Consider the following 20,808-nt stretch of genomic DNA (forward strand, 5'->3'; position numbering starts at 1 on the left):
CCTCAGCGCCGATGGTACTGCACTGGTGATGGTGTGGGAGAGTAGGACGCCGCCGGACTTTTCTTGTCGGTAACGCCGTTATCGGCCCCTGGTGATCACCCGGTTTCTTCGGGGTCACGGGGTCGATGACGGCGTTACTGCTATGTGGGCCCGTGTCGGTCTGTCGGCCATGCCCAGTACGTTGTTGACCGGAGGTGCGGAGTGGCCGACGCAGGTAGGTACGGACGCGGGGACGCGCGCGGGGACGACCGGCGCGGTGATCGCGCGGGCGCACGTGATGGCGCGCCACGCGGCGAACGGCGCTCCGGTCCGCGTTCCGGGGACGCCCGAGGTGACCGGGGCGGCTTCCGGCGCGACGGCAACTCCGGCGGCGAAGGCCGGCCGGCTCGTGGTGGTCGGCCCGGTGGTCACAGCAGCGGTGGCGGGGCGAGGTCTCCTCGCCCCCAGGGGGCCAGCTTCACCCGTGGTGCCCGCCCCCACGACGGAACGCGCGGCGGCAGCGAGCGCCGCCCCTTCCGCGACGGCGACGACCGCGGCCCCCGCTCCGAGAACACCCGCGGCTCCGCCGGCGACCGCAACTCCTACCGCGACCGCAACTCGTCCCCCGAGCGGGGCTCCCGCGACTCGCACGGCGACCGCAGCTCTGGCGGCGACCGCACTTCGCGCGGCGACCGCAGTTCGTACGGCGACCGCAAGTCGCACGGCGACCGCAATTCGTACGGCGACCGCAACTCGCACGGCGAACGCAGCTCCGGGGGCGAACGCAATTCGCGCGGCGATCGCAGCTCGTACACCGACCGCAACTCCTACAGCGACCGCGGTTCCCGTGGCGATCGCGGCTCCTACGGTGACCGTGGCTCCTCGGGTGACCGCGGCTCCTCCGGGGACCGTTCGCGGAGCTATGGCGACCGCTCCTCGAGTGGTGACCGCTCGCGTGGCTCGTACGGTGACGGGCCTTCGCGCGGCCCGGGGGATCGCGGTTCGTACGGCGACCGCTCGTCCCGTGACAACACTCGGGGCTCTTCCGGCGACCGGCCCTCTCGCAGCGACGGCACCCGCGCGTATGGCGGTGCTTCTCGCGGAGATGGTGCCCGGGGTTCCTCCGGTGACCGGGACTCTCGCGGCCGCGGTTACGGCGACCGGCCCTTCCGGGGCGACGGGGACCGGGGCTCCTCCGGCGGCCGTGGCTCCTACGGCGAGGGTTCGTCCCGCGGCGACGGTGGCCGCGGCTCGTACGGTGACCGCTCGTCCCGCGGAGAGGGTGACCGTGGGTCTTACGGTGACCGCTCCGCTCGTGGGGATGGTGCGCGTAGCTCGTACGGCGACCGGCCCTCTCGCGGGGACGGGGACCGGCGTTCGTTCGGTGACCGGCCGAACCGGGATGGCCAGTCGTCTTCCGGGGACCGCTCGTCCCGCAGCGAGCGCCCCTCCTACGGCGACCGGGGTTCCGATGGGGCCCGCTCGGGTGGTTCGGACCGTGGTGACGGGCGGCCTGCTCGCGGCGATCGGTCGTACGGCGAGCAGCGTGGAGGTGACCGGCCCCGCGGTGGCCGTCCCTCGGGGGATCGTTCGTTCGGGGATCGGGCCTCACGTGGTGACCGGCCCGGTGGAGGTGAGCGTTCCTTCGGTGATCGCCCGCCGCGTGGTGACCGGCCCGCTTACGGCGATCGGCCGACGCGTGGTGACCGGCCCGCCTACGGTGATCGGGCGGGGCGTGGAGATCGGCCGGCTTACGGTGATCGGGCGGCGCGTGGAGATCGTGCGCCGTACGGGGACCGTGCTGGGGGAGACCGTTCGGGCGGGGACCGTGGTGGCCGGGGCGGCTACGACGGCACCAGCTCGCAGCGAGATCGAGGGTCGTACGACCGGGGCTCGCGCGGTGATCGGGGTTCCTACGGGGATCGGCCGGCGCGGGACGACCGGGGTTCCTACGGGGACCGGGAGCGTTCCGGGCGGCCTGGTCGTTCCGGGCGGCCGGATGGGCGGGGCGGGGCGCCTCGCTCGACGCGGCCGGGGTCGAGCGGGCCGATCGTGGTCGGGGCCACGGGGCGGGTGCGCCCGCCGGGTCCGGACATTCCCGCGGACATCGAGGTGCGTGACCTGGACCGCGAGGTCCGCGCGGAGTTGCGTGCGCTGCCCAAGGGCGCCGCGGACACCGTGGCGCGCCACCTCGTGGCCGCCGGGCGGTTCCTCGACACCGACCCGGCCCTGGCGCTGGAGCACGCTCAGGCGGCCCGTCAGCAGGCGGCGCGGATCGCGTCCGTGCGGGAAGCCGTGGGGATCGCGGCCTACCACAGCGGGGAATGGAAGCTGGCGATCTCCGAGCTGCGTGCGTGGCGGCGCTTCACCGGCTCGGACGCGCACCTCGCGGTGATCGCGGACTCGGAGCGGGCGCTCGGACGGCCGGAGAAGGCGATCGAGCTCGCGGCCAGTCCGGAGGCGGCGCGGCTGGACACCGAGACGCGGGTCGAGCTGATGATCGTGGCGGCCGGGGCGCGGCAGGACCTGGGTGACCTCGAGGGTGCGCTGGCGACGCTCGACGTGCCCGAGTTGCGTGCGCAGCGGGCGTCGGACTGGCTCGCGCGACTGCGGTACGCGTACGCCGAGCTGTTGCTCGCCGATGGGCGGGCCGACGTGGCGCGGGAATGGTTCGTGCAGGCCGCCGACGTGGACCCCGAGGGTGTCACCGACGCCGACGAGCGCGTGCTCGACCTCGACGGGTTCCTCTTCACCGAAGAGGGCACCGAGAACGACGCCGACGACGTACGTGACGCGGTCGAACCGTTCGACGAGGACGACGACTCCGAGAACTCCGACGACGCCACCGACTCCCTCGACGAGGACGCCCACGACGAGGACGCCCACGACGAGGACGCCGACGCGCACGACCGCGACATCAGCGACGACGCGAGTGACGACGCCAGCGACGATGTCGGCGAAGAGGACGACTGGGACGACGACGAGGACGTGGCCGACCGCCCCACCGATGAGCAGATCGCGGCTCGTGACGGGGCGGAGCACGGTGACGCCCTGAACGAGCGGGACGACGCCGCCGCGCCGGAGGCGGGTACGGCCGGGTCCGAGGCCGATCCGCACGGTGCGGGCAGCCGTGGCCCGACCGGGTCCGCCGGGACGGCGCCGGCGGAATCTTCGCAACCTGCGGTGGTTCGCCGCGTGGCGTCGGGGGAGAACGAAGAGGACCACGACGGCGGGGGACGTACCGCGGGGTAGCCCGCCGCCGGCGGAACGCCGGCGTTGCACACGACGCGTACTTCGGAGGCTGACGCATGACTGAGACGCCGGAGCCGGGCTCGCCGACCGGGGAGGCCTACGACTGGTTCCGTCGGGGGGAGGAGTTGCTGCGCCAGGGCAACGCCGCGGCGGCCGCCCAGTTGTTGCAGCGGGCACTCGCCGCGGACCCGGGATCGCGGTCGGCGCGCGAGTCGCTGGCGCGGGCCCTGTTCGACTCCGAGCAGTACGAGGAGGCCCGCGAACTGTTCGCGCAGATCGTGGCCGACCACCCGTCGGACGACTACGCGCAGTTCGGGTTGGGGCTGGCGGCGCTGCGCACCGGCGACCCCAAGGTGGCCGTGGAGCACCTGTCGCTGGCGGTCGCGATGAAGCCGCACGACCACCACTACGCCACCGCGTTGCGCAACGCGCGGGCGCAGAACTTCGTGGACCCGGTCGGGGGACCGGCGACCGCTGGCGCACCGGTCGAGGAGCGGCGGCCCACGCGCGGGTCGACGGTGAACGTGCCGGCCGAGATCGAGGAACTGCTGCGCGGCATCGAGCGCAGCGACGGGGCACCGGACGACGACGCGCCGAAGACCGACGCCCCGACGAGCGATGCGCCGGACGGGAACGCGACCGACGGGGACGCGACCGACGGGGACGCGCCGAACGGGGAGGTGCGGTGAGCGGGCTGCGGGGCACCGACCAGCCGCTGAGCGCGCTCTACGACGCGGCGCTGTTCGATCTGGACGGCGTGCTCTACCTGCAGGAAGACCCGATCCCGCAGGCGCCGGAGGGAGTCGCGGCGGCGCGGGCAGCGGGGATGCGCATCGGGTTCGTGACGAACAACGCGTCGCGCCGGGCGCCGACCGTGGTCGCGTTGCTGGGGCGGGTCGGCGTGAAGGCGTCCGAGGACGAGGTGGTGACCGCGGCGCAGGCGTCGGCGGCGCTGCTGGCCGAGGAGTTGCCGGCCGGTGCGTCGGTGCTGATCGTCGGGGCGCAGGGGCTCGCGGACGAGGTCGCCGACGTCGGCCTGCGACCGGTGCGCTCGGCGGACGAGAAGCCGGCCGCGGTGGTGCAGGGGTTCGCCAAGGAGGTCGGCTGGGAGCAACTGGCCGAGGCCGCGGTGGCGCTGCGTGCCGGGGCCCGCTGGGTGGCCACGAACCGCGACTACACGATCCCGTCGACGCGGGGTCCGCTGCCCGGGAACGGGTCGCTGGTGGCCGTGCTCACGACCGCGCTCCGGCGGGAACCGGACGTGATCGTGGGCAAGCCGCATCCGCGGTTGCACCAGGAGTCGGTGCGACGGATCGGGGCCGACCGGCCGCTGGTCGTGGGGGACCGGCTCGACACCGACATCGCCGGCGCGGTCAACGGCGGCGCGGACTCGCTGCTGGTCCTGACCGGTGTGACGGACGCGTCCGACCTGCTCGCCGCCGGGCCCGGGGAGCGGCCGACGTACGTGGCCGCCGACCTGCTCAGCGGGCTCACCGAGCCGCATCCCGCGGTGCCGACCGGATGGGACGTCACGGCCGACGGCTCCGGCCTGGTGCTCGCGGGCGCCGGCTCGTCGCTGGACGCGCTCCGGGCGCTGGCCGCGGCCGCGTGGGCGCTGCCGGGAGCGGACGACGACTCCTGGGCGGGGCCGTCCGCGGTGCGCGCGGACGGAGCGGCGGCGCGCGAGGCGCTGGACTCGCTCGGCCTCTGACCACGCGAACGACAGTCGAGCCGGGCATCTGCCCGGCTCGACGTCGTCGGAGGGCTAGAGCAGTTTGCGGACCTGGAGCATGTCCTTGATGCCGGCCTGGACCTTGATCCGGCCGCTGACCCAGGCCTTCGCGAAATCGAGCTCGCCCCGGCTGAGCGCGACCAGGTCGTCGCTGGAGAGGGTCAACGCGATCTGCGCCTTGGGGTCGTCGCCGTCGGCGAGGTTCTGGATCGTGCCACCGGCGAGGCGACCGTGGAACCCGGTGCCGAGGTCGGTGATCCGGCACGCCAGCGAGCGGTCGAGTTTCGGCGGCCGACGGTCGCCGGTGTCGCCCGAGGCGATCCGGTCGGCCACGTCCTGCAGCGCTTTGCGGCACTCCTCCAGCGTCGCCATGGGTTCCTTCCGCTTGATCGGTTCGGGCTGTCCACCCGGGTCGGACGGTACCTCGGGTGATCCAGGCCGGCGCCGTCGGTCGCGCTGCGTGTCCGGGCGGCGGAGACGGGCCGTCGGCGTGTCCGGCCGATGTGGGCGATCAGCACCGCTTCGACGTGCGAATCTGTGTGCTGCCACCGGGCCGTCGTCACCGGCGGTGTGCTGGGAACTGGGACCAACGGGTAGCGTGAGGTGACTCGGCCGCGTGGGCCAACGCGGCGCAGCGGAAGGTGTCTACCCCATGCAGGAAGCACTCAAGACGTATCTCGCCCTCGCGACCGGGCTGGCCGACGTGCCGAAGAAGCAGGCCAAGGCAGCCGCGAAGAAGCTCGCCAAGAGCGGTGGCGCCACGGTCGAGCAGGTTCAGGCGCTCACCGAGGACCTTCTCAAGACCAGCCTCGAGAACCGCGAGGCGCTGACGAACCTGGTTCGGGCGGAGATCGAGAAGTCGCTGAACCGCGTCGGCTTGGCCACGGCCGATGAGGTCGGCCAGCTGACCGCGCGCATCAAGGAGCTCGAGGCCGCGCTGAAGGCCGCGCAGGGCGGGGCGGGTACGTCGGCCGGTGGGCCGCAGGGTGACCCGCTGGCCGACGCCGCGGCGGGTGGAAAGGCCGCGAAGGGGCCGGCCAAGGTGGCCGCCAAGAAGGTCGCGACCAAGAAGGTGGCGGCGAAGAAGGTGGCTCCGGTGCCGAGGGCGGCCACGGCGGTGACGCCGTCGGTGGCCAAGGCCGCGGCGGCGAAGGCCACGCCGGCGTCGGAGTCGACGTCGGGGACGCAGGGTGACGCGCTGGCCAGTGCGGTGAAGGCGGCGCCGGCCCCGGCGAAGACCACGCCGGCGAAGAGTGCGGCCAAGGCGGCGCCGGTGACGAGCGCGAAGGCCGCGCCGGTGAAGGCTCCGGCCAAGGAGACGCCGGCCAAGGCGACCGCGGCGAAGACCACCGCGGCGAAGGCGGCGCCCGCTCCGGCGAAGACGACGCCGGCGAAGACCGCGCCCGTGAAGGCGACTCCGGCCACGACGCCGACCACGACGCCGACCACGACGCCGGCCACGGCGACGACCACGGCGGCGACCACGCCCGCGGCGGGCGGTCCGGCGGAGGCGGGGGCCGTGACTCCGGCGACGACGGCGCCGGCCACGACCACCCCGGCCAAGACGGCACCGGCGACCAAGGCGGCCAAGTCGGCGCCCGCGAAGTCGGCGCCCGCGAAGACCGCGCCCGCGAAGTCGACGGCGGCGAAGTCGGCGCCCGCCAAGACCACGGCGGCGAAGACCACGCCCGCCAAGTCGACCGCGGCGAAGACGACCGCGGCGAAGACGACCCCGGCGAAGACGACCCCGGCGAAGACCACCCCCGCGAAGACCACCCCCGCGAAGACCGCGCCCGCCAAGCCGGCGTTCGCGTCGGCACCGGCGGACTCCGCCGCGACCGGCACCGGCTCGGTGGAAGCGACCCCGGCCACGATCCCGCCGGCCATCACCACCTCGGCCAAGACGGCCCCGGCGACGAAGGCCGCCAAGGCCGCGGGCGCGAAGTCGACGGCCGCGAAGACCACCCCGGCGAAGACCACGGCCGCCAAGTCGACGGCCGCCAAGGCCACCGCGGCGAAGACGACCCCCGCCAAGACCACCGCGGCGAAGTCCACCCCGGCGAAGACCACCCCGGCTAAGACGACCCCGAACGGCACCGCCGCGAAGTCCACCGCCGCGAAGTCCACCGCCGCGAAGTCCACCCCGGCGAAGACCACGCCGAGCACCACGGCCGCCAACAACGCCCCGACGAACAACGCGCCCGCGAACAACACCGGCCCCTCCGACGACGCCGCGCCGGCCGGCGGCTCCGCGGACTCGTGACGTCCGAACCGGACCACCGCGGCTTCGGCGCCTCCGCGCCGAAGCCCGGTCCGCCCACCCCGAAACCCGCTCCGCCGAGCGACGCCGCCCCGGTCGACACCGAGGCGGCGGAAGCCCAGGTGGCGGCGGTCCTCACCGGGCTCGACGACCTCGACGAGCGTCCGGTGGCCGAGCACGTCGCCGCGTTCGAGGCCGTGCACCGGACGTTGCAGGACACGCTCGCCGCGGTCGACGGGAGCTGAGTGGCCCGCCGTACACGTCTGGACGCCGAACTCGTCCGCCGGGGGCTCGCGCGTTCCCGCGAGGACGCCGCGAACCTCATCGCGGCCGGTGCGGTGAAGGTCGACGGGCGGGTCGCGGCCAAAGCGGCGACCGCCGTCGACCCGGCGTCCGCGGTGACCGTGACCGAGGACACCGGCCCGAAGTACGTGTCCCGCGGCGGCCACAAGCTGGCGGGCGCGCTCGAGGCGTTCCACGTCGGGATCAAGGGCCGGCGCTGCCTCGACGCCGGCGCCTCCACCGGCGGGTTCACCGATGTGCTGCTGCGCGCGGACGCGGCGCACGTCGTCGCCGTGGATGTGGGTTACGGGCAGTTGGCGTGGTCTCTGCAGACCGACGACCGCGTGACGGTGATCGACCGGACGAACGTCCGGACGCTCGACCCGGACACCATCGGTGGTCCGTGCGACGTCACGGTGGCGGACCTGAGCTTCATCTCGCTCGGCCTGGTGCTCCCGGCGCTCGCGAGCTGCACCGCCCCCGACGGCGACCTGTTGCCGATGGTGAAACCACAGTTCGAGGTGGGCAAGGACCGGCTGGGCGCGGGGGGCGTGGTCCGGGACAAGAACCTGCGTGTCGAGGCGGTGCTCGGGGTCGCGAACCAGGCTGCGACGATGGGCCTGGGAGTGGCCGGGGTAGTGGCCAGCCCCCTTCCCGGGCCGTCCGGGAACGTCGAGTTTTTCCTCTGGCTGCGGCGGGACGCTCCGGCGGTCGACCCCGAGGCGGTCAGGACAGCGGTCGAACAAGCACCAGAGCCAGGGAGAGCTAGCTGAGATGAGTCGGCAGGCACTGATCGTCACCCACGCCGGCCGAGCGCTCAACGTCGTGCACGCCCGCAGAGTGGCGGCACAGCTCTCCGCCGCCGGGTTCGGCCTGCGGGTGCTCACCGACGAGGCGCCCGACCTGAACATCGACGCCCAGGTCGTCCGGCCGGACGAGAAGGCCGCGGTGGGCGCGGAGATCGTGTTCGCGCTCGGCGGTGACGGCACCGTGCTGCGTGGCGCCGCGCTCGCCCGCCCGTCCGGCGCCGCGCTGCTGGGCGTCAACCTGGGCCGGGTCGGGTTCCTGGCCGAGACCGAGGCCGAGCACCTCGACGAGACCGTGCGGCGGGTCGTCGAGGGTGACTACGTCGTCGACGAGCGGATGACGCTGGAGCTGACCGTCGGCCGACCGGACGGCACCACCGCGCACGGCTGGGCGCTCAACGAGGCGTCGGTGGAGAAAGCCATGCGCGAGCGGATGCTCGAAGTGATGGTGTCGATCGACGGGCGGCCGTTGTCGCGGTGGGGGTGCGACGGCGTGGTCTGCGCGACGCCGACCGGCTCCACGGCCTACGCGTTCTCCGCCGGTGGCCCGGTGGTGTGGCCGGACGTGGAGGCGATGCTGGTCGTGCCGATCAGCGCCCACGCGCTCTTCGCCCGCCCACTCGTCACCGCTCCGACCTCGACGATCATGATCGAGGTACTGGCCGAGGGCGTGCCGGCGGTGGTCTCGTGCGACGGGCAGCGGGTGGTGGCGATGCCGCCGGGCAGCCGGGCGGTGATCCGCCGGGGGAGCGACCCGGTCCGCGTGGTGCGGATGAGCCCGCGGCCGTTCACCGATCGTCTCGTGGCGAAATTCGGACTGCCGGTCCAGGGGTGGCGCGGCGACGCGGAGGCGGCCCGCAACGAGCGGGCTGTCGGTGGGGCTGGGTAGCCTCAGCGGCGTGCTGGAGGAAATCCGAATCACCGGACTGGGCGTCATCGAAGACGCGACGCTGGAGCTCGTGGACGGATTCACCGTCGTCACCGGGGAGACCGGTGCCGGCAAGACGATGGTCGTGGCCGGTCTCGGCCTGCTGTTCGGCGGCCGGGCCGACGCCGGGCGGGTGCGTCGCGGCACCGGCCGGGCGCTGGTGGAGGGCCGGCTGCGGTTCGAGCCCGACGACCCGGCGCAGAAACTCGTGCTGGACCGGGTGGCCGAGGCCGGCGCCGCGCCCGACGAGGACGGCACGCTGCTGCTCGCGCGCAGTGTCGCCGCGGAGGGGCGGTCGCGGGCCCACGTCGGTGGCCGCACGGTTCCGGTGAGCCTGCTCGGCGAACTGGCCGAGCAGATGCTCGCGGTGCACGGTCAGTCCGATCAGCTGCGGCTGCTCTCGGCGGCCGAGCAGCGCGGCGCGCTCGACCGGTACGCGGGCGAGGAGGTCGCGCACCTCCGGGAGACCTGTAAGCAGCAGCACCAGGCGTGGCGGCAGGCCGTCACCGAGCTGGCCGACCGCACCACCCGGGCCCACGAGCGCGCGCAGGAGGCCGACGCGCTGCGGTTCGGCCTGTCGGAGATCGAGGCGGTCAACCCGCTGCCGGGCGAGGACGAGGAGCTGAAGGCCGAGTCGCGGCGCCTCGAGCACGCCGAGGAGCTGCGCATCGCGGCCTACACCGCGCACCAGGCGCTGGCCGGCGACCCCACCGCCGACCTGGAGTCGGCCGACGTCGCGGCGCTGCTCGGCGTCGTGCGGCGGTCGCTGTCCGCTGTGGCCGGTCACGACGCGGTGCTCGCCGACGCCGCCCGCCGCGCCGACGAGCTGGCCGCGCTCTGCGGCGAGCTGGGCACCGAGCTGGCGTCCTACACCGAGAACCTGGACGCCGACCCGGCGCGGCTGGCGGCGGTGCACGAGCGGCGCGCCCAGCTGGCCGCGCTCACCCGCAAGTACGCCGACTCGATCGACGGCGTCCTGGCCTGGGCCGAGCAGGCCGCCGGGAAGCTCGCCGACCTCGACACGTCGGAGGAGGCGCTGGACGCGCTGCGGGCCCGCCGCGACGAGCTGGCCGCCGAGCTGGCCACGACGGCCGCGGCGCTGAGCCGGGCCCGGCAAGCCGCCGCCACCCGCTTCGGTGAGCAGGTCACGGCCGAGCTCACCGGGTTGGCGATGCCGCACGCGCGGGTCATCGCGGCGGTCTCCCAGAAGGAGGTCGCCGAGGGCGCCCAGTCGGTCGTGATCGACGGTCGGCGGCTCGCGGTGACCGGTGACGGTGTCGACGAGGTCGAGCTGCGCCTGGCCTCGCACCCGGGCGCGCCGGAATTGGCTTTGCACCGGGGTGCCTCCGGTGGTGAGCTGTCCCGCGTGATGCTCGCGATCGAGGTCGTCTTCGCCGGGGCCGGTGGCCCGCCGACGATGGTGTTCGACGAAGTGGACGCCGGTGTCGGTGGCCGGGCCGCGGTGGAGATCGGCAAGCGGCTGGCCCGGCTGGCGCGCACCCACCAGGTGCTCGTCGTCACCCACCTGCCGCAGGTCGCCGCGTTCGCCGATCACCACGTGGTCGTCGTGAAGGACTCCGACGGGTCGGTCACGACCAGCGGTCTGCAGTCGCTGACGGCCGACGAGCGGCCCCGGGAACTGGCCCGGATGCTGGCCGGTCTGGACGACAGCGATCTCGCGACCGCGCACGCCGAGGAGCTCCTCGCCGTCGCGAAGGCCGAGAAGGACGCCGCCGCATGACGGAGATCGTTCGGTTGACGCCTGACGACGAGGCGCTCACCACGGCCGGCGCGCACCTGCTGCGTAACGCGTTCGGCGGCCCCGACCGGGCCGACAAGTACCGCGAGAGCACCGCGCGTGACGTGGTGTTCGCCGCCGTCGACGGGCGCGACCTGCTGGGCGTCACGTCGATCCGGCCGTACGGGCAGTGGTTCGCCGGGCGCGAGTTGCCGATGGGCGGCATCTCGGCGGTGGCGGTCGCGGCGCACGCACGCCGGCGCGGGGTGGCCCGCGGGTTGCTGACCAGGGCGATCGAGCAGATGCACGGCGACGGGCAGCCGGTGAGCACGCTCTACCCGTCGATCCCGCCCGCGTACCGGTCGTTCGGGTGGGAGGTCGCCGGTCAGCTCGCGGTCATCGAGCTACCGGCCGCGCTGCTGGCGACCGCGGGGGCGGCCGGCCCGGCCGGCGTGAAGCCCACGGCCGACGTCGCACTGCGCGCGCTCGACCGCGCCCAGCCCTCCGACGCCGACCTGGCGGCCGTCCACGCGCTCTACACCGCGGCCGCGCGCGGCGCCGTGGGCCCGCTCACCCGCACCGGTCCGCTGTTCGCCCCGGCGAAGCTCGCCGAACCCGACGGCGTGGTGATCGCGTCGGTCGAGGGCACCGACGCGGGGTACGTGAGCTGGAGCCGGGAGGAGATCCCCGACGCCGCACCGCGCCTCGAGGTGCACGACCTGATCGCCGACCGGCAGGACGTCCGCGACGCGCTGCTCGCCGCGGCGGGCTCGTGGCACACGTCGATCCGCACCACGCGGGTGCGGCTGGCCGATCCGGTGATCGGCGGGATCGGGCTGCCGCGGGGCCGGTTCACCTGGCACGAGCCCTGGATGCTCCGCCTGGTCGACGTGGCCGGCGCGGTGGCCGGCCGGGGCTTCGGCCCGCTGGGCGGCGACGTCGACCTGGAGATCACCGATCCGCAGGCGCCGTGGAACGACGGGCGGTGGACGCTGTCGGTCGCCGCGGGGCGCGGCACGCTGACGCCCGGCGGCACCGGCGCGGTGAAGCTCGGGCCGCGTGGCCTGGCCGCGGTGTTCACCGGGTACGCCGGGGCCGCCGCGTTGCGGTCGGCGAACCTGGCCGACGGCGACGAGGCCTCGCTGGCGCGGCTGGCGGCGCTGTTCGCCGGCCCCGCACCGTGGATGCTCGACGACTTTTAACGCCCTTTGTGGTGGTTCGTGCCAGCAGGGCGCGTCGCTGCCAATCAGGTAGGCGCGCGGTGAGAGGATGCAGGGGATGCGCCTCCCGACTCTCCGACGCCCCCGCGCTGCCGATGGTGACTCCGCCACGGCAGGGCCGGCGCGACTCGACCGCCGCACCAAGCGGCTCACTCAGCGGCTCAAGCCGGGTGACGTCGCGATCATCGACCACGTCGACATCGACCGGGTCGCCGGTGACGCGCTCGTCGCGTCCGGCGTCTCGGCGGTGATCAACGCGTCCCCGAGCATCTCCGGCCGCTACCCCAACCTGGGGCCCGAGGTCATCGTCGCCGCGGGCATCACGCTCGTCGACGCGGTCGGCCAGGAGATCTTCGACCGGGTGCGCGAGGGCCAGCGCGTCCGCGTCGACGGTGCGAACGTCTACCTCGGCGACGAGATCGTCGCGACCGGGCAGCGTCAGGACACCGAGACCGTCGCCGCCGCGATGACCGAGGCGAAAGCCGGGCTGTCGGTGCAGCTGGAGGCGTTCGCGGCGAACACGATGGAGTACATGAAGCGGGAGCGCGAGCTCCTGCTCGACGGCGTCGGCGTGCCGGAGATCCGCACCCAGATCGACGGCCGGCACTGCCTGATCGTGGTGCGCGGGTACGACTACCGCGAAGACCTCGAGGTGCTGGGCTCGTACATCCGCGAGTTCCGCCCGGTGCTGATCGGCGTCGACGGCGGCGCCGACGCGCTGGTGGAGGCCGGGTACACGCCCGACCTCATCGTCGGTGACATGGATTCGGTCTCCGACGACGTGCTGCGCTGCGGCGCGGAGGTCGTCGTGCACGCCTACCCCGACGGGCGCGCGCCCGGCCTGGCCCGCGTCGACCGGCTCGGCGTCCGTGCCGTGGTGTTCCCGGCCGCGGCCACCAGCGAGGACATCGCGATGCTGCTGGCCGACGAGCGGGGCGCGACGCTCATCGTCGCGGTGGGCACGCACGCCACGCTGGTCGAGTTCCTCGACAAGGGACGGGCCGGCATGGCCTCGACGTTCCTCACCCGCTTGCGGGTGGGCGGCAAACTGGTCGACGCCAAGGGGGTGAGCCGCCTCTACCGGCAACGGATGTCGTCGATGTCGCTGTTCGTCCTGATCGCCTCCGGGCTGTGCGCGATGGCGGCCGCGCTGGCGATCTCCACCGTCGGCCGCACCTCACTGCAACTGCTCGCCGAGCAGTGGGACAACCTGGTCTTCCAGCTGCAGAGGCTGTTCTCGTGATCAACTTCCGGTACCACGTGGTCTCGTTGACCGCGGTCTTCCTCGCGCTCGCCGTGGGCCTGGTGCTCGGTACGGCCGCCCTCAACGGCACCGTGCAGAACCAGCTCAACGAGCAGGTCAGCGGGCTCCGGAACAGCAACGGCCAGCTGCGTGACCAGGTGGAGGAGCTCCAGACCAGAGCCGCGTCGCAGGACGAGTTCGTGCGCCAGGTCGCGCCGGGCCTGCTGGCCGGCACGCTCACCGGCCGCACCGTGCTGCTGGTCAGCGGCCCGACGGCCGACAACGACGACCGCGACCAGGTCGTGAAGATGCTCACGACGGCCGGCGCGAAGATCACCGGCCAGGTGCGGATGCGCAAGGACTTCACCGACCCCAACAAGGACGACGCGCTGCAGGACCTGGCCGCGCGCGTCACCCCGGCCAGCGTGACGACGCTGCCCAACAACGGTGTCGGGGTCGAGACGTCGTCGGCGCTGCTGGCGACCGTCCTGCTGGCCGATCCGGCGAAGATCACGCCGGCGAACCGGACGAAGATCCTGCAGGCCTACGAGAGCCTGGGCGTGCTCGACATGGACGGTGAGGTCACCGCGACCCCGGCGACGGCCGTCGTGATGATCACCGGCTCCCCGGAGACCGGCACCGGCGCGACCGACCGCAACAAGGCGTTCGTCGAGATCGTGAAGCAGTTCGACACGGTGGCCGGGCAGATGGTACTGGCCGGGTCGACGGCGGCGGGGGCGGGCAACCCGGTGGCCGCGGTTCGCGACGACGGTACCCTGGCCAAGGCGATCTCGACCGTGGACGGGGTCTCGCTCGCGGAGGGGCAGGTCGCCACCGCCATGGCGCTGGCCGAGCAGTTCGCCGGTCGCGTCGGGCACTACGGCACCGGCAGCGGCGCGAGCGCGCGGATCCCGACGCTACGCAGCTGATTCCCCGGCAGTTGCCCGACGAGGAGGACGGCGTGCCCCCCGCACGGAGGTTCGGCACCGCGACACTGGCGGCCGCGACGACGTTCGCGTTCCGGCGCGCGGCGGCGCGGCTCCCCGCGTCGATCACCGAGGCGTTGGCGCGGACGAACCACCGCGGCGAGCCGGTGACGCTCGCCGAAGGCCCGACGACGGCGCTGGGCGCCACGCTCGCGGCCGTGATCGCCACCGCGGGGGTCGCACCCCGGGTAGCGGCCGCGGCCGGCGTGGCGGGCCTGGGCGCGGCCGCGGTGGGCGCGTACGACGACGTCGTGGGCGCCCGGCCGGACCAGCGCGCGGACAAGGGCTTCCGCGGGCACCTGAACGCGCTCCGGGCGGGCCGGGTGAGCGCGGGCGCGGTGAAGGTGGCCGGGGTCGGCGCGAGCGCGCTCGTCGCGGGCGCCCTGCTGCCCCGGTCGCGCTCCCCGCTCGGCGCGGCGGTCGACACCGCGCTGGCCGCCACCGTCGTCGCGGGCGCGGCCAACGTCGTCAACCTGTTCGACCTGCGCCCGGGACGGGCGTTGAAGGTGGGCCTGCTGGCCGCCGGGCCGCTGCTGGCCGGCGAGCGGAACGGCTCGGCCACCGTCGCGTCGGCGGTCACCGGGGCCGCCCTCACCGCGCTCCCCGACGACCTGGGCGAGCGCAGCATGCTCGGCGACGCCGGGGCGAACGCCGTCGGGGCGTTGCTGGGTGTGGCCGCGGCGGCCCGGCTCGGGCGCGCCGGGCGGGCGCTGACCGCCGCCGGGCTGATCGGGCTGATGGCCGCCAGCGAGAAGGTCAGTTTCACCGCGGTGATCGCGCGCACCCCGGTGCTCGACGCGGTCGATCAGTGGGGGCGCCGGGCCCCCCACCCGGAACCTGCCGCCGGAGTGCCAACCGCTGGGGAACCGGCGGCCGAGGTCACGGCGGCGCCAACGTCACCCCGGACGGGGGAGCCGGGGCACGCCGCCGGAGAGCGGTGAGCGTGCCCGACACCGCGGCGGCCCCGGACGACACCGGGTCGCCGCCGCCCCGGGCGCGCCGCACCCGGACGCTGCTGGGCGCGGCCGGGCTGATCGCCGGGCTCACGGTCGTCGCCCGGGTCGTCGGCTTCGGCCGGATCTTCGTGTTCGCCGGTGCGGTCGGCGTCACCTCGATCGGCAACATCTACCAGGCCGTCAACACGATCCCGAACATCGTCTTCGAGATCGTCGCCGGCGGTGCGCTCGCCGCCGTGGTCGTGCCGCTGCTGGCCGGCGCCGCCGACCGGGGGGACCGGGCCACCGTCGACCGGATCACCTCGGCGCTGCTCACCTGGGTGATCCTGCTGCTCGTGCCGCTGGCGGTGGTGGTCGCGCTCGCGGCCGGGCCGATCGTCGCCGGGTTGCTCGGCCCCGACGCGAGCGCCGCCGACGGTGCGTTCGGCCGGCTGCTGCTGCGGGTCTTCGCGCCGCAGCTGGTGCTCTACGGCGTCGGCGTGGTGCTCACCGGTGTCCTGCAGGCGCACCGCCGGTTCGCCGGTCCGGCGCTGGCGCCGCTGCTGTCCAGCGTGACCGTGATCGGCGCGTACCTGGTGTACGGGTGGACGGAGGGCGGCGCCGACAGCGTGTCCGACGTCGGGCCGGCCGGACAGCTCGTGCTCGCGGTCGGCACCACGCTCGGCGTCGTCGTGCTCTCGCTCAGCCTGCTGGTGCCGCTGCGGGGCACCGGCGTGCGGATCCGCCCCACGCTGCGGTTCCCGCCCGGCGTCGTCGGCCAGGCGCGGCGGATGGTGGGCAGCGGCGTGGCCACGGTGCTCGGGCAGCAGGTGGCCCTGCTGGTCGCGCTCGTGCTGACCCAGGAGAGCTGGTCGGCGCCGGTCGGCTCGCTCGTCGTGTTCACCCTGGCGCAGACGGTGTTCCTGCTGCCCTGGGCGGTGTTCGCGGTGCCGCTGGCGACCTCGGCGTACCCGCGGCTGGCGTCGGCCTGGGAGGGGTCCGACCGCGACGGTTACCGCGACACGCTGCGGACGACGCTCCACGGCACGCTGGTGCTCTGCGCGCTGGCCACCGCGGCGCTGATCGCCGGGGCCGGCCCGATCGCCGCGATCGTCACCGCCGCGAACGGCGACGCCGCCCGGTCGGCGGTGACGACCGGGATCGTGTTCTTCGCGCCGGGGCTGCTCGGTTACGGCCTGTTCGCGCTGCTGTCCCGGGCGCTCTACGCGGCCGGGCGGCCGGGACCGGTCGCGGCCGCGGTGCTCGGCGGCTGGGCGGTCACCGCGGTCGCGGACGTCGTGCTCGCGGTCACGCTCCCGGCCGAGCACCGGGTGGCCGCGCTCGCCGCGGGCAACACGATCGGCATGACCGTGCTCGGTGCCGCGCTGCTCGTGCTCACCGCGCGGACCGCGGGCACCGGGGCGTTCCGGGGCCTCGGCCGGCTGTTCACCGCGCTCGCCCCGGCGACCGGAATCGCCGCGGCCGCCGGGGCCGGGGTGGCCTCGGTGCTGCCCGGGGACGGTGTGCTCGCCGCGCTCGGCGCCGGCGGGGTGACCGCGATCGCCGTCGTCGGACTTTTCCTGGCCGTGTTGCGCCCGGTCGGACGGCTGGTCGGGGCCGAGACGGGCGTCCCACTGCGCCGACCCCGGCGCGTCGTGTCGGACCGACCAGGCATGCTGGACCCCATCGTCGATGAAGGAGAGAAGGCGTGAGCAGCGGACGGCCCCGGGTAGCGCTGGTGCTCGCGTCGAGTACGGGTGGAGTCGGGCGGCACGTGCGGTCGCTGGCCGGGCACCTGGTCGCGTCCGGGCACCGGGTCGACGTCCACGGTCCGGCCGCCACCGAGGAGCTGTTCGACTTCCGCTCGGCCGGGGCCGGGTTCTCGCCGGTGGAGATCCCGGCCCGCCCGAACCCGCGCAAGGACGCCACCGCGCTGGCCGCCCTGCGCCGCCGGCTGCGCGCCGACCGCCCCGACGTGGTGCACGCCCACGGGCTGCGTGCCGGCCTCGTCGCCGCCGCGGCCGGGCGTCGCCCGCTCGTCGTCACCTGGCACAACCTGCTGCTCTCGGGCAACCCGGTGCTGCGCGGGCTCGAGCGGGTCGTGGCGCGCTCGGCCGACGTGACGCTCGCGGCCTCCGACGACCTGATCGGGCGGGTGCTGCGGCTCGGCGGGCGCGACGTGCGACCGGGGCCGGTGGCCGCGCCGACGCTCGAGCCGCCGGTGACCTCGCGGGACGAGGTGCGCGCGGCGCTGGGCGTCGACGGACCGCTGGTGCTCACCGTGGGCCGGCTGCACCCGCAGAAACGTCTCGACGTGCTGATCGACGCGTCGGTCCGCTGGGGCGGCGCCACGGTCGTCGTCGCCGGCAGCGGGCCGGAGGAGGCCGCGTTGCGGGCCCGGATCGCGGCGACGAACGCGCCGGTCCGGCTCCTCGGTCACCGCTCCGACATCGCCGACCTGCTGGTGGCCTGTGACGTCGCGGTGGTCACCAGCGACTGGGAGGCGCGCCAGCTGTTCGCGCAGGAGGCGCTGCGGGCCGGGCGCCCATTGGTGGCCACCGCGGTCGGCGGCGTGCCCGGCCTGGTCGGCGACGGGGCCCGGCTGGTGCCGGCCGGGAACGTCGACGCGGTGGCCGCTGCGGTGAGCGCGCTGCTCGCCGACCCCGGTGCGGCGCGGGCCCTGGGCGCGCGCGGCGCGGAGATCGCCGCCGGCTGGCCCGACGAGGCCGCGGTCGCCGCCCACGCGGCGGCCCTCTACGCCGAGCTCTCCGGCGCGGAGGTGCTCAGTGAGGCGCCCTCGTGAGCGGTGAGCGCACGATCACGCTGCTGCTCCGCGTCGCGGTGGTGTGCGCGGTGGTGGTGATCGCCGCGGTCACCGGCATGACCGCGGTGCCGGGGCTGCCGGTGGCCGCGCCGGCTCCGGTCACCCCCGCCACCGCCCACGTCGTCGTGGTGGGCGTACCCGGGCTGCGCTGGGACGACGTCGACGCGCAGCGCACGCCCGCGCTCTGGCGCCTGATGCGCGCGGGCAGTGCCGGTGCGCTGTCGGTGCGTGCCGCCGGACCGCTGACCTGCCCCGCCGACGGCTGGGTGACGCTCGGCGCCGGCAACCGGGGCCGCGGTCCCCGGCACGGCGCCACCTGCCCCGACGAGTTCCCGCTGGACGCGCCCTCGCTCGCCGGTGCGCCCGGGGCCGCCCGCGACACCGGGGCCCGGCTACCGCAGCAGCCCGACATCATCGCCCGCAACAGCGAACTGAGCCAGGGCACCCGCCCCGGGGCGCTGGCCGACGGTGTCCGGTGCGTCACCGCGGTGGGGCGGGGCGCCGCGGTCGCGGCCGCGCACCCCAGCGGCCGCATCGACCGGTACGCCGCGATCCTGCCGGGCGACCCGGCCGAACTTCTCACCCGCTGCCCGGTGACGATCGTCGAGGGCCCGTCGATCTCCGACCGCAGCGGCCCGCCCACCCGCCACCGGGTGGCCGCCGCGGCCGACACGATCGTCGCCAAGGTCGACGCCGCCCGCCCGACCGGCTCGGTACTGCTCGTCGTCGGCATCTCCGACACCGGCGACGTTCCCCGGCTGCACGTCGCGGTCGCGGTGGGCCCCGGGTTCACCCCCGGCGCCGAGCTCACGTCGCCGACCACCGGCAAGGCGCCGTTCGTCCAGCTGATGGACCTGGCCCCCACCGCGATCTCCGCGCTCGGCCTCGATCCGGTGGCGTCGATGAACGGCGTCGCGATGGTCTCCGCCGGTGCGCAGGCGGCCACCCCGGCGGGCCAGGTCGCCCGGCTGACCGACCACGACCGGGCCGCGGGGGCCCAGCGGCCGCTGGTGCAGCCGTTCTTCACGATCATGGTCGTCGCGGTGATCGCGCTGCTGGTGATCTCCTGGTGGCTGGTGTTCCGCCGCTGGCACACCGTGGTGGCCGAGTCCGGCCCACCCGCGACCCTCCTACCCGGTGCCCCGGCGGCCGGCGTGGCCCCGCTGAAGGCCGCGCGGGTGCGGTGGCCGCGGGCGATCGAGGTCGTCGAGGTGCTGGCGTTGACGCTGGCGACCGTGCCGGTGGCCGCGTTCGCCGCGAACGTCGTTCCGTGGTGGCGTTCGGACCACCCGCTGTTCGTGCTCGTCGCGCTGATCCTGGCCGGGGTCGCGGCGCTCACCGGCGTCGCGTACGGCGGTCCCTGGCGCGGGCGGCCCACCGGCCCGATCGGCTGCGTGGCGATCGGCACCGCGCTCGTGCTCGCCGCCGACGTGCTCACCGGCAGCAACCTCCAGCTCAACGCGCTGCCCGGCTACTCGCCGCTGGTCGCCGGGCGCTTCACCGGCTTCGGCAACCTGGCGTTCGGCGTCTACGCCGCCGGGGTGCTGATCGGCGTCGGGTGCCTGGCCCAGGCCACGCCGGGCTGGCGTCGCCCGACGCTGTTCACGGTCGCCGGCGCGGCCGCGGTGCTGGTCGTCGGCGCGCCCGGGTGGGGCGCGGACATCGGCGGCATCCTCGCGCTGACCCCGGCCGTGCTGCTCGCCGCGGTGCGGCTGTCCGGGCGGCGGGTGTCCGGCGGGGTCGTCGCCGGTGCGGCGGTGGCCGCGCTGGGCGCGGTGTCGGCGTTCGCGGCGGCCGACTACGCCCGCCCGGAGGCCGACCGTTCCCACCTGGGCCGCTTCGTCGCCCAGCTGCTCGACGGCGAGGCCGGCACGGTCATCCAGCGCAAGGCCGAGGCCAACGTCACCCTCCTGCTCACCAGCCAGCTCACGATCCTGGTGGTGGCGGTCGCGATCTTCGTGACGTTCGTGCTGCTGGTGCCCACCGCGCGCCTGCGCCGGGTGCTGGGCCTGTACCCGGCCGTGCGGGCCGGGCTCACCGGGCTCGGCGTCGCCGCGGTGCTCGGGTTCGCGTTGAACGACTCCGGCGTCGCGGTGCCCGCGTTCGCCGCGATGGTGGCGGTACCGCTGGCCATCGCGCTCACCATCCGGGTCGCGCTGGCCGGTCGCCGGCCGGTGCGCCGCGATCTGCCGGTGTGGAACCCACCGGCGACTCCCGCCCCACCTCCGCCGTCGCCCGGACCGGGCTCCGGCGGGGCACCGGACGACCCGTCCGACCCGTCCGACCCCGAGCCGCCATCCGGCCCGTCGCCGGGCGAACCCCCTTCGACCGGCGGAGACCCCGTTGTGCCTGCGCCCATCACGCTGAGCGAACCCCCGCCCGACCCCGACGACGGCCCGCCGGCCGCCCCGGCGCCCGGCGGCGCCAGGGCCGAGACCGCCGGGGACGCGGCCCCGGTCCGGGTGCCCCGGGCCCGCGCCGAGGCCACCGGCGACGACGGCGACGCCGAGCGGGCGGCCGAGAGCGGAACGCCCCGGGGACGGGTGGCGCGGTGAGGCGCCACCCCCGCCTCGTCCGTGGGCTGGTCGGCGCGGCCGCAGCGGTCGTCGCGGTCCTGCTCACC

Annotated in this window: 16 protein-coding genes; 14 read left to right on the forward strand and 2 right to left on the reverse strand. The window is 75.2% G+C overall.

The window, feature by feature from the left end:
- The first annotated feature begins 2,031 nt into the window (after positions 1–2,031).
- Genes ABD437_RS38155 through ABD437_RS38165 form a run of 3 tightly spaced genes read left to right on the forward strand, consistent with a single transcriptional unit; the run spans position 2,032 to position 4,942 of the window.
- Positions 2,032–3,231: a tetratricopeptide repeat protein gene (locus ABD437_RS38155; RefSeq protein ID WP_344653862.1), complete on the forward strand. Its 1,200-nt coding sequence runs from the start codon at positions 2,032–2,034 to the stop codon at positions 3,229–3,231.
- 56 nt (positions 3,232–3,287) lie between these two features.
- Positions 3,288–3,920 carry a tetratricopeptide repeat protein gene (locus ABD437_RS38160; protein WP_344653863.1) on the forward strand — a complete coding sequence of 211 codons (633 nt, stop codon included), beginning with the start codon at positions 3,288–3,290 and terminating at the stop codon, positions 3,918–3,920.
- Between the two features lie 5 nt (positions 3,921–3,925).
- Positions 3,926–4,942: an HAD-IIA family hydrolase gene (locus tag ABD437_RS38165; protein ID WP_344653888.1), complete on the forward strand. Its 1,017-nt coding sequence runs from the start codon at positions 3,926–3,928 to the stop codon at positions 4,940–4,942.
- Positions 4,943–4,996: 54 nt separating this feature from the next.
- Here ABD437_RS38165 and ABD437_RS38170 read toward each other — a convergent pair whose 3' ends face one another.
- Together ABD437_RS38170 and ABD437_RS43195 are read right to left on the reverse strand one after the other, a co-directional pair.
- Positions 4,997–5,335, reverse strand: a complete 339-nt coding sequence (locus ABD437_RS38170) for an SCP2 sterol-binding domain-containing protein (protein WP_344653864.1) — start codon at positions 5,333–5,335, stop codon at positions 4,997–4,999.
- Positions 5,336–5,737: 402 nt separating this feature from the next.
- Positions 5,738–6,850 carry a pentapeptide repeat-containing protein gene (locus tag ABD437_RS43195; protein ID WP_425558340.1) on the reverse strand — a complete coding sequence of 371 codons (1,113 nt, stop codon included), beginning with the start codon at positions 6,848–6,850 and terminating at the stop codon, positions 5,738–5,740.
- Between the two features lie 372 nt (positions 6,851–7,222).
- Between ABD437_RS43195 and ABD437_RS38180 the strand changes: the two genes are divergently transcribed.
- The 11 genes from ABD437_RS38180 (at position 7,223) to ABD437_RS38230 (ending at position 20,740) form a co-directional block, all read left to right on the forward strand.
- Entirely contained in the window at positions 7,223–7,468 is a 246-nt protein-coding gene (locus tag ABD437_RS38180; protein WP_344653866.1) for a hypothetical protein, read from the forward strand.
- Entirely contained in the window at positions 7,469–8,278 is an 810-nt protein-coding gene (locus tag ABD437_RS38185) for a TlyA family RNA methyltransferase (RefSeq protein ID WP_344653867.1), read from the forward strand.
- A 1-nt stretch (position 8,279) separates the two neighbouring features.
- Complete coding sequence (locus tag ABD437_RS38190; RefSeq protein WP_344653868.1) at positions 8,280–9,200, forward strand: NAD kinase; 921 nt, start codon at positions 8,280–8,282, stop codon at positions 9,198–9,200.
- A 10-nt stretch (positions 9,201–9,210) separates the two neighbouring features.
- Positions 9,211–10,980 carry a DNA repair protein RecN gene (recN, locus tag ABD437_RS38195; protein WP_344653869.1) on the forward strand — a complete coding sequence of 590 codons (1,770 nt, stop codon included), beginning with the start codon at positions 9,211–9,213 and terminating at the stop codon, positions 10,978–10,980.
- On the forward strand, positions 10,977–12,179 hold the full coding sequence (locus ABD437_RS38200) for a GNAT family N-acetyltransferase (RefSeq protein WP_344653870.1): 1,203 nt from the start codon (positions 10,977–10,979) through the stop codon (positions 12,177–12,179). The genes recN and ABD437_RS38200 overlap by 4 nt, the downstream gene beginning before the upstream one ends.
- 76 nt (positions 12,180–12,255) lie before the next feature.
- A complete protein-coding gene (gene steA / locus ABD437_RS38205) occupies positions 12,256–13,440 on the forward strand; it encodes a putative cytokinetic ring protein SteA (RefSeq protein WP_344653871.1) in 1,185 nt (394 codons plus the stop codon).
- A complete protein-coding gene (locus ABD437_RS38210; RefSeq protein WP_344653872.1) occupies positions 13,437–14,369 on the forward strand; it encodes a copper transporter in 933 nt (310 codons plus the stop codon). The genes steA and ABD437_RS38210 overlap by 4 nt, the downstream gene beginning before the upstream one ends.
- 32 nt (positions 14,370–14,401) lie before the next feature.
- Positions 14,402–15,367 carry a hypothetical protein gene (locus ABD437_RS38215; protein ID WP_344653873.1) on the forward strand — a complete coding sequence of 322 codons (966 nt, stop codon included), beginning with the start codon at positions 14,402–14,404 and terminating at the stop codon, positions 15,365–15,367.
- Positions 15,364–17,073, forward strand: a complete 1,710-nt coding sequence (gene murJ, locus ABD437_RS38220; RefSeq protein ID WP_344653874.1) for a murein biosynthesis integral membrane protein MurJ — start codon at positions 15,364–15,366, stop codon at positions 17,071–17,073. The genes ABD437_RS38215 and murJ overlap by 4 nt, the downstream gene beginning before the upstream one ends.
- On the forward strand, positions 17,070–18,164 hold the full coding sequence (locus ABD437_RS38225) for a glycosyltransferase family 4 protein (protein WP_344653875.1): 1,095 nt from the start codon (positions 17,070–17,072) through the stop codon (positions 18,162–18,164). Before murJ ends, ABD437_RS38225 begins: the two co-directional genes overlap by 4 nt.
- Entirely contained in the window at positions 18,161–20,740 is a 2,580-nt protein-coding gene (locus tag ABD437_RS38230; RefSeq protein ID WP_344653876.1) for a hypothetical protein, read from the forward strand. Before ABD437_RS38225 ends, ABD437_RS38230 begins: the two co-directional genes overlap by 4 nt.
- Positions 20,741–20,808 lie beyond the last annotated feature (68 nt).

The sequence above is a fragment of the Cryptosporangium japonicum genome (assembly GCF_039524755.1).
Taxonomy (GTDB): domain Bacteria; phylum Actinomycetota; class Actinomycetes; order Mycobacteriales; family Cryptosporangiaceae; genus Cryptosporangium; species Cryptosporangium japonicum.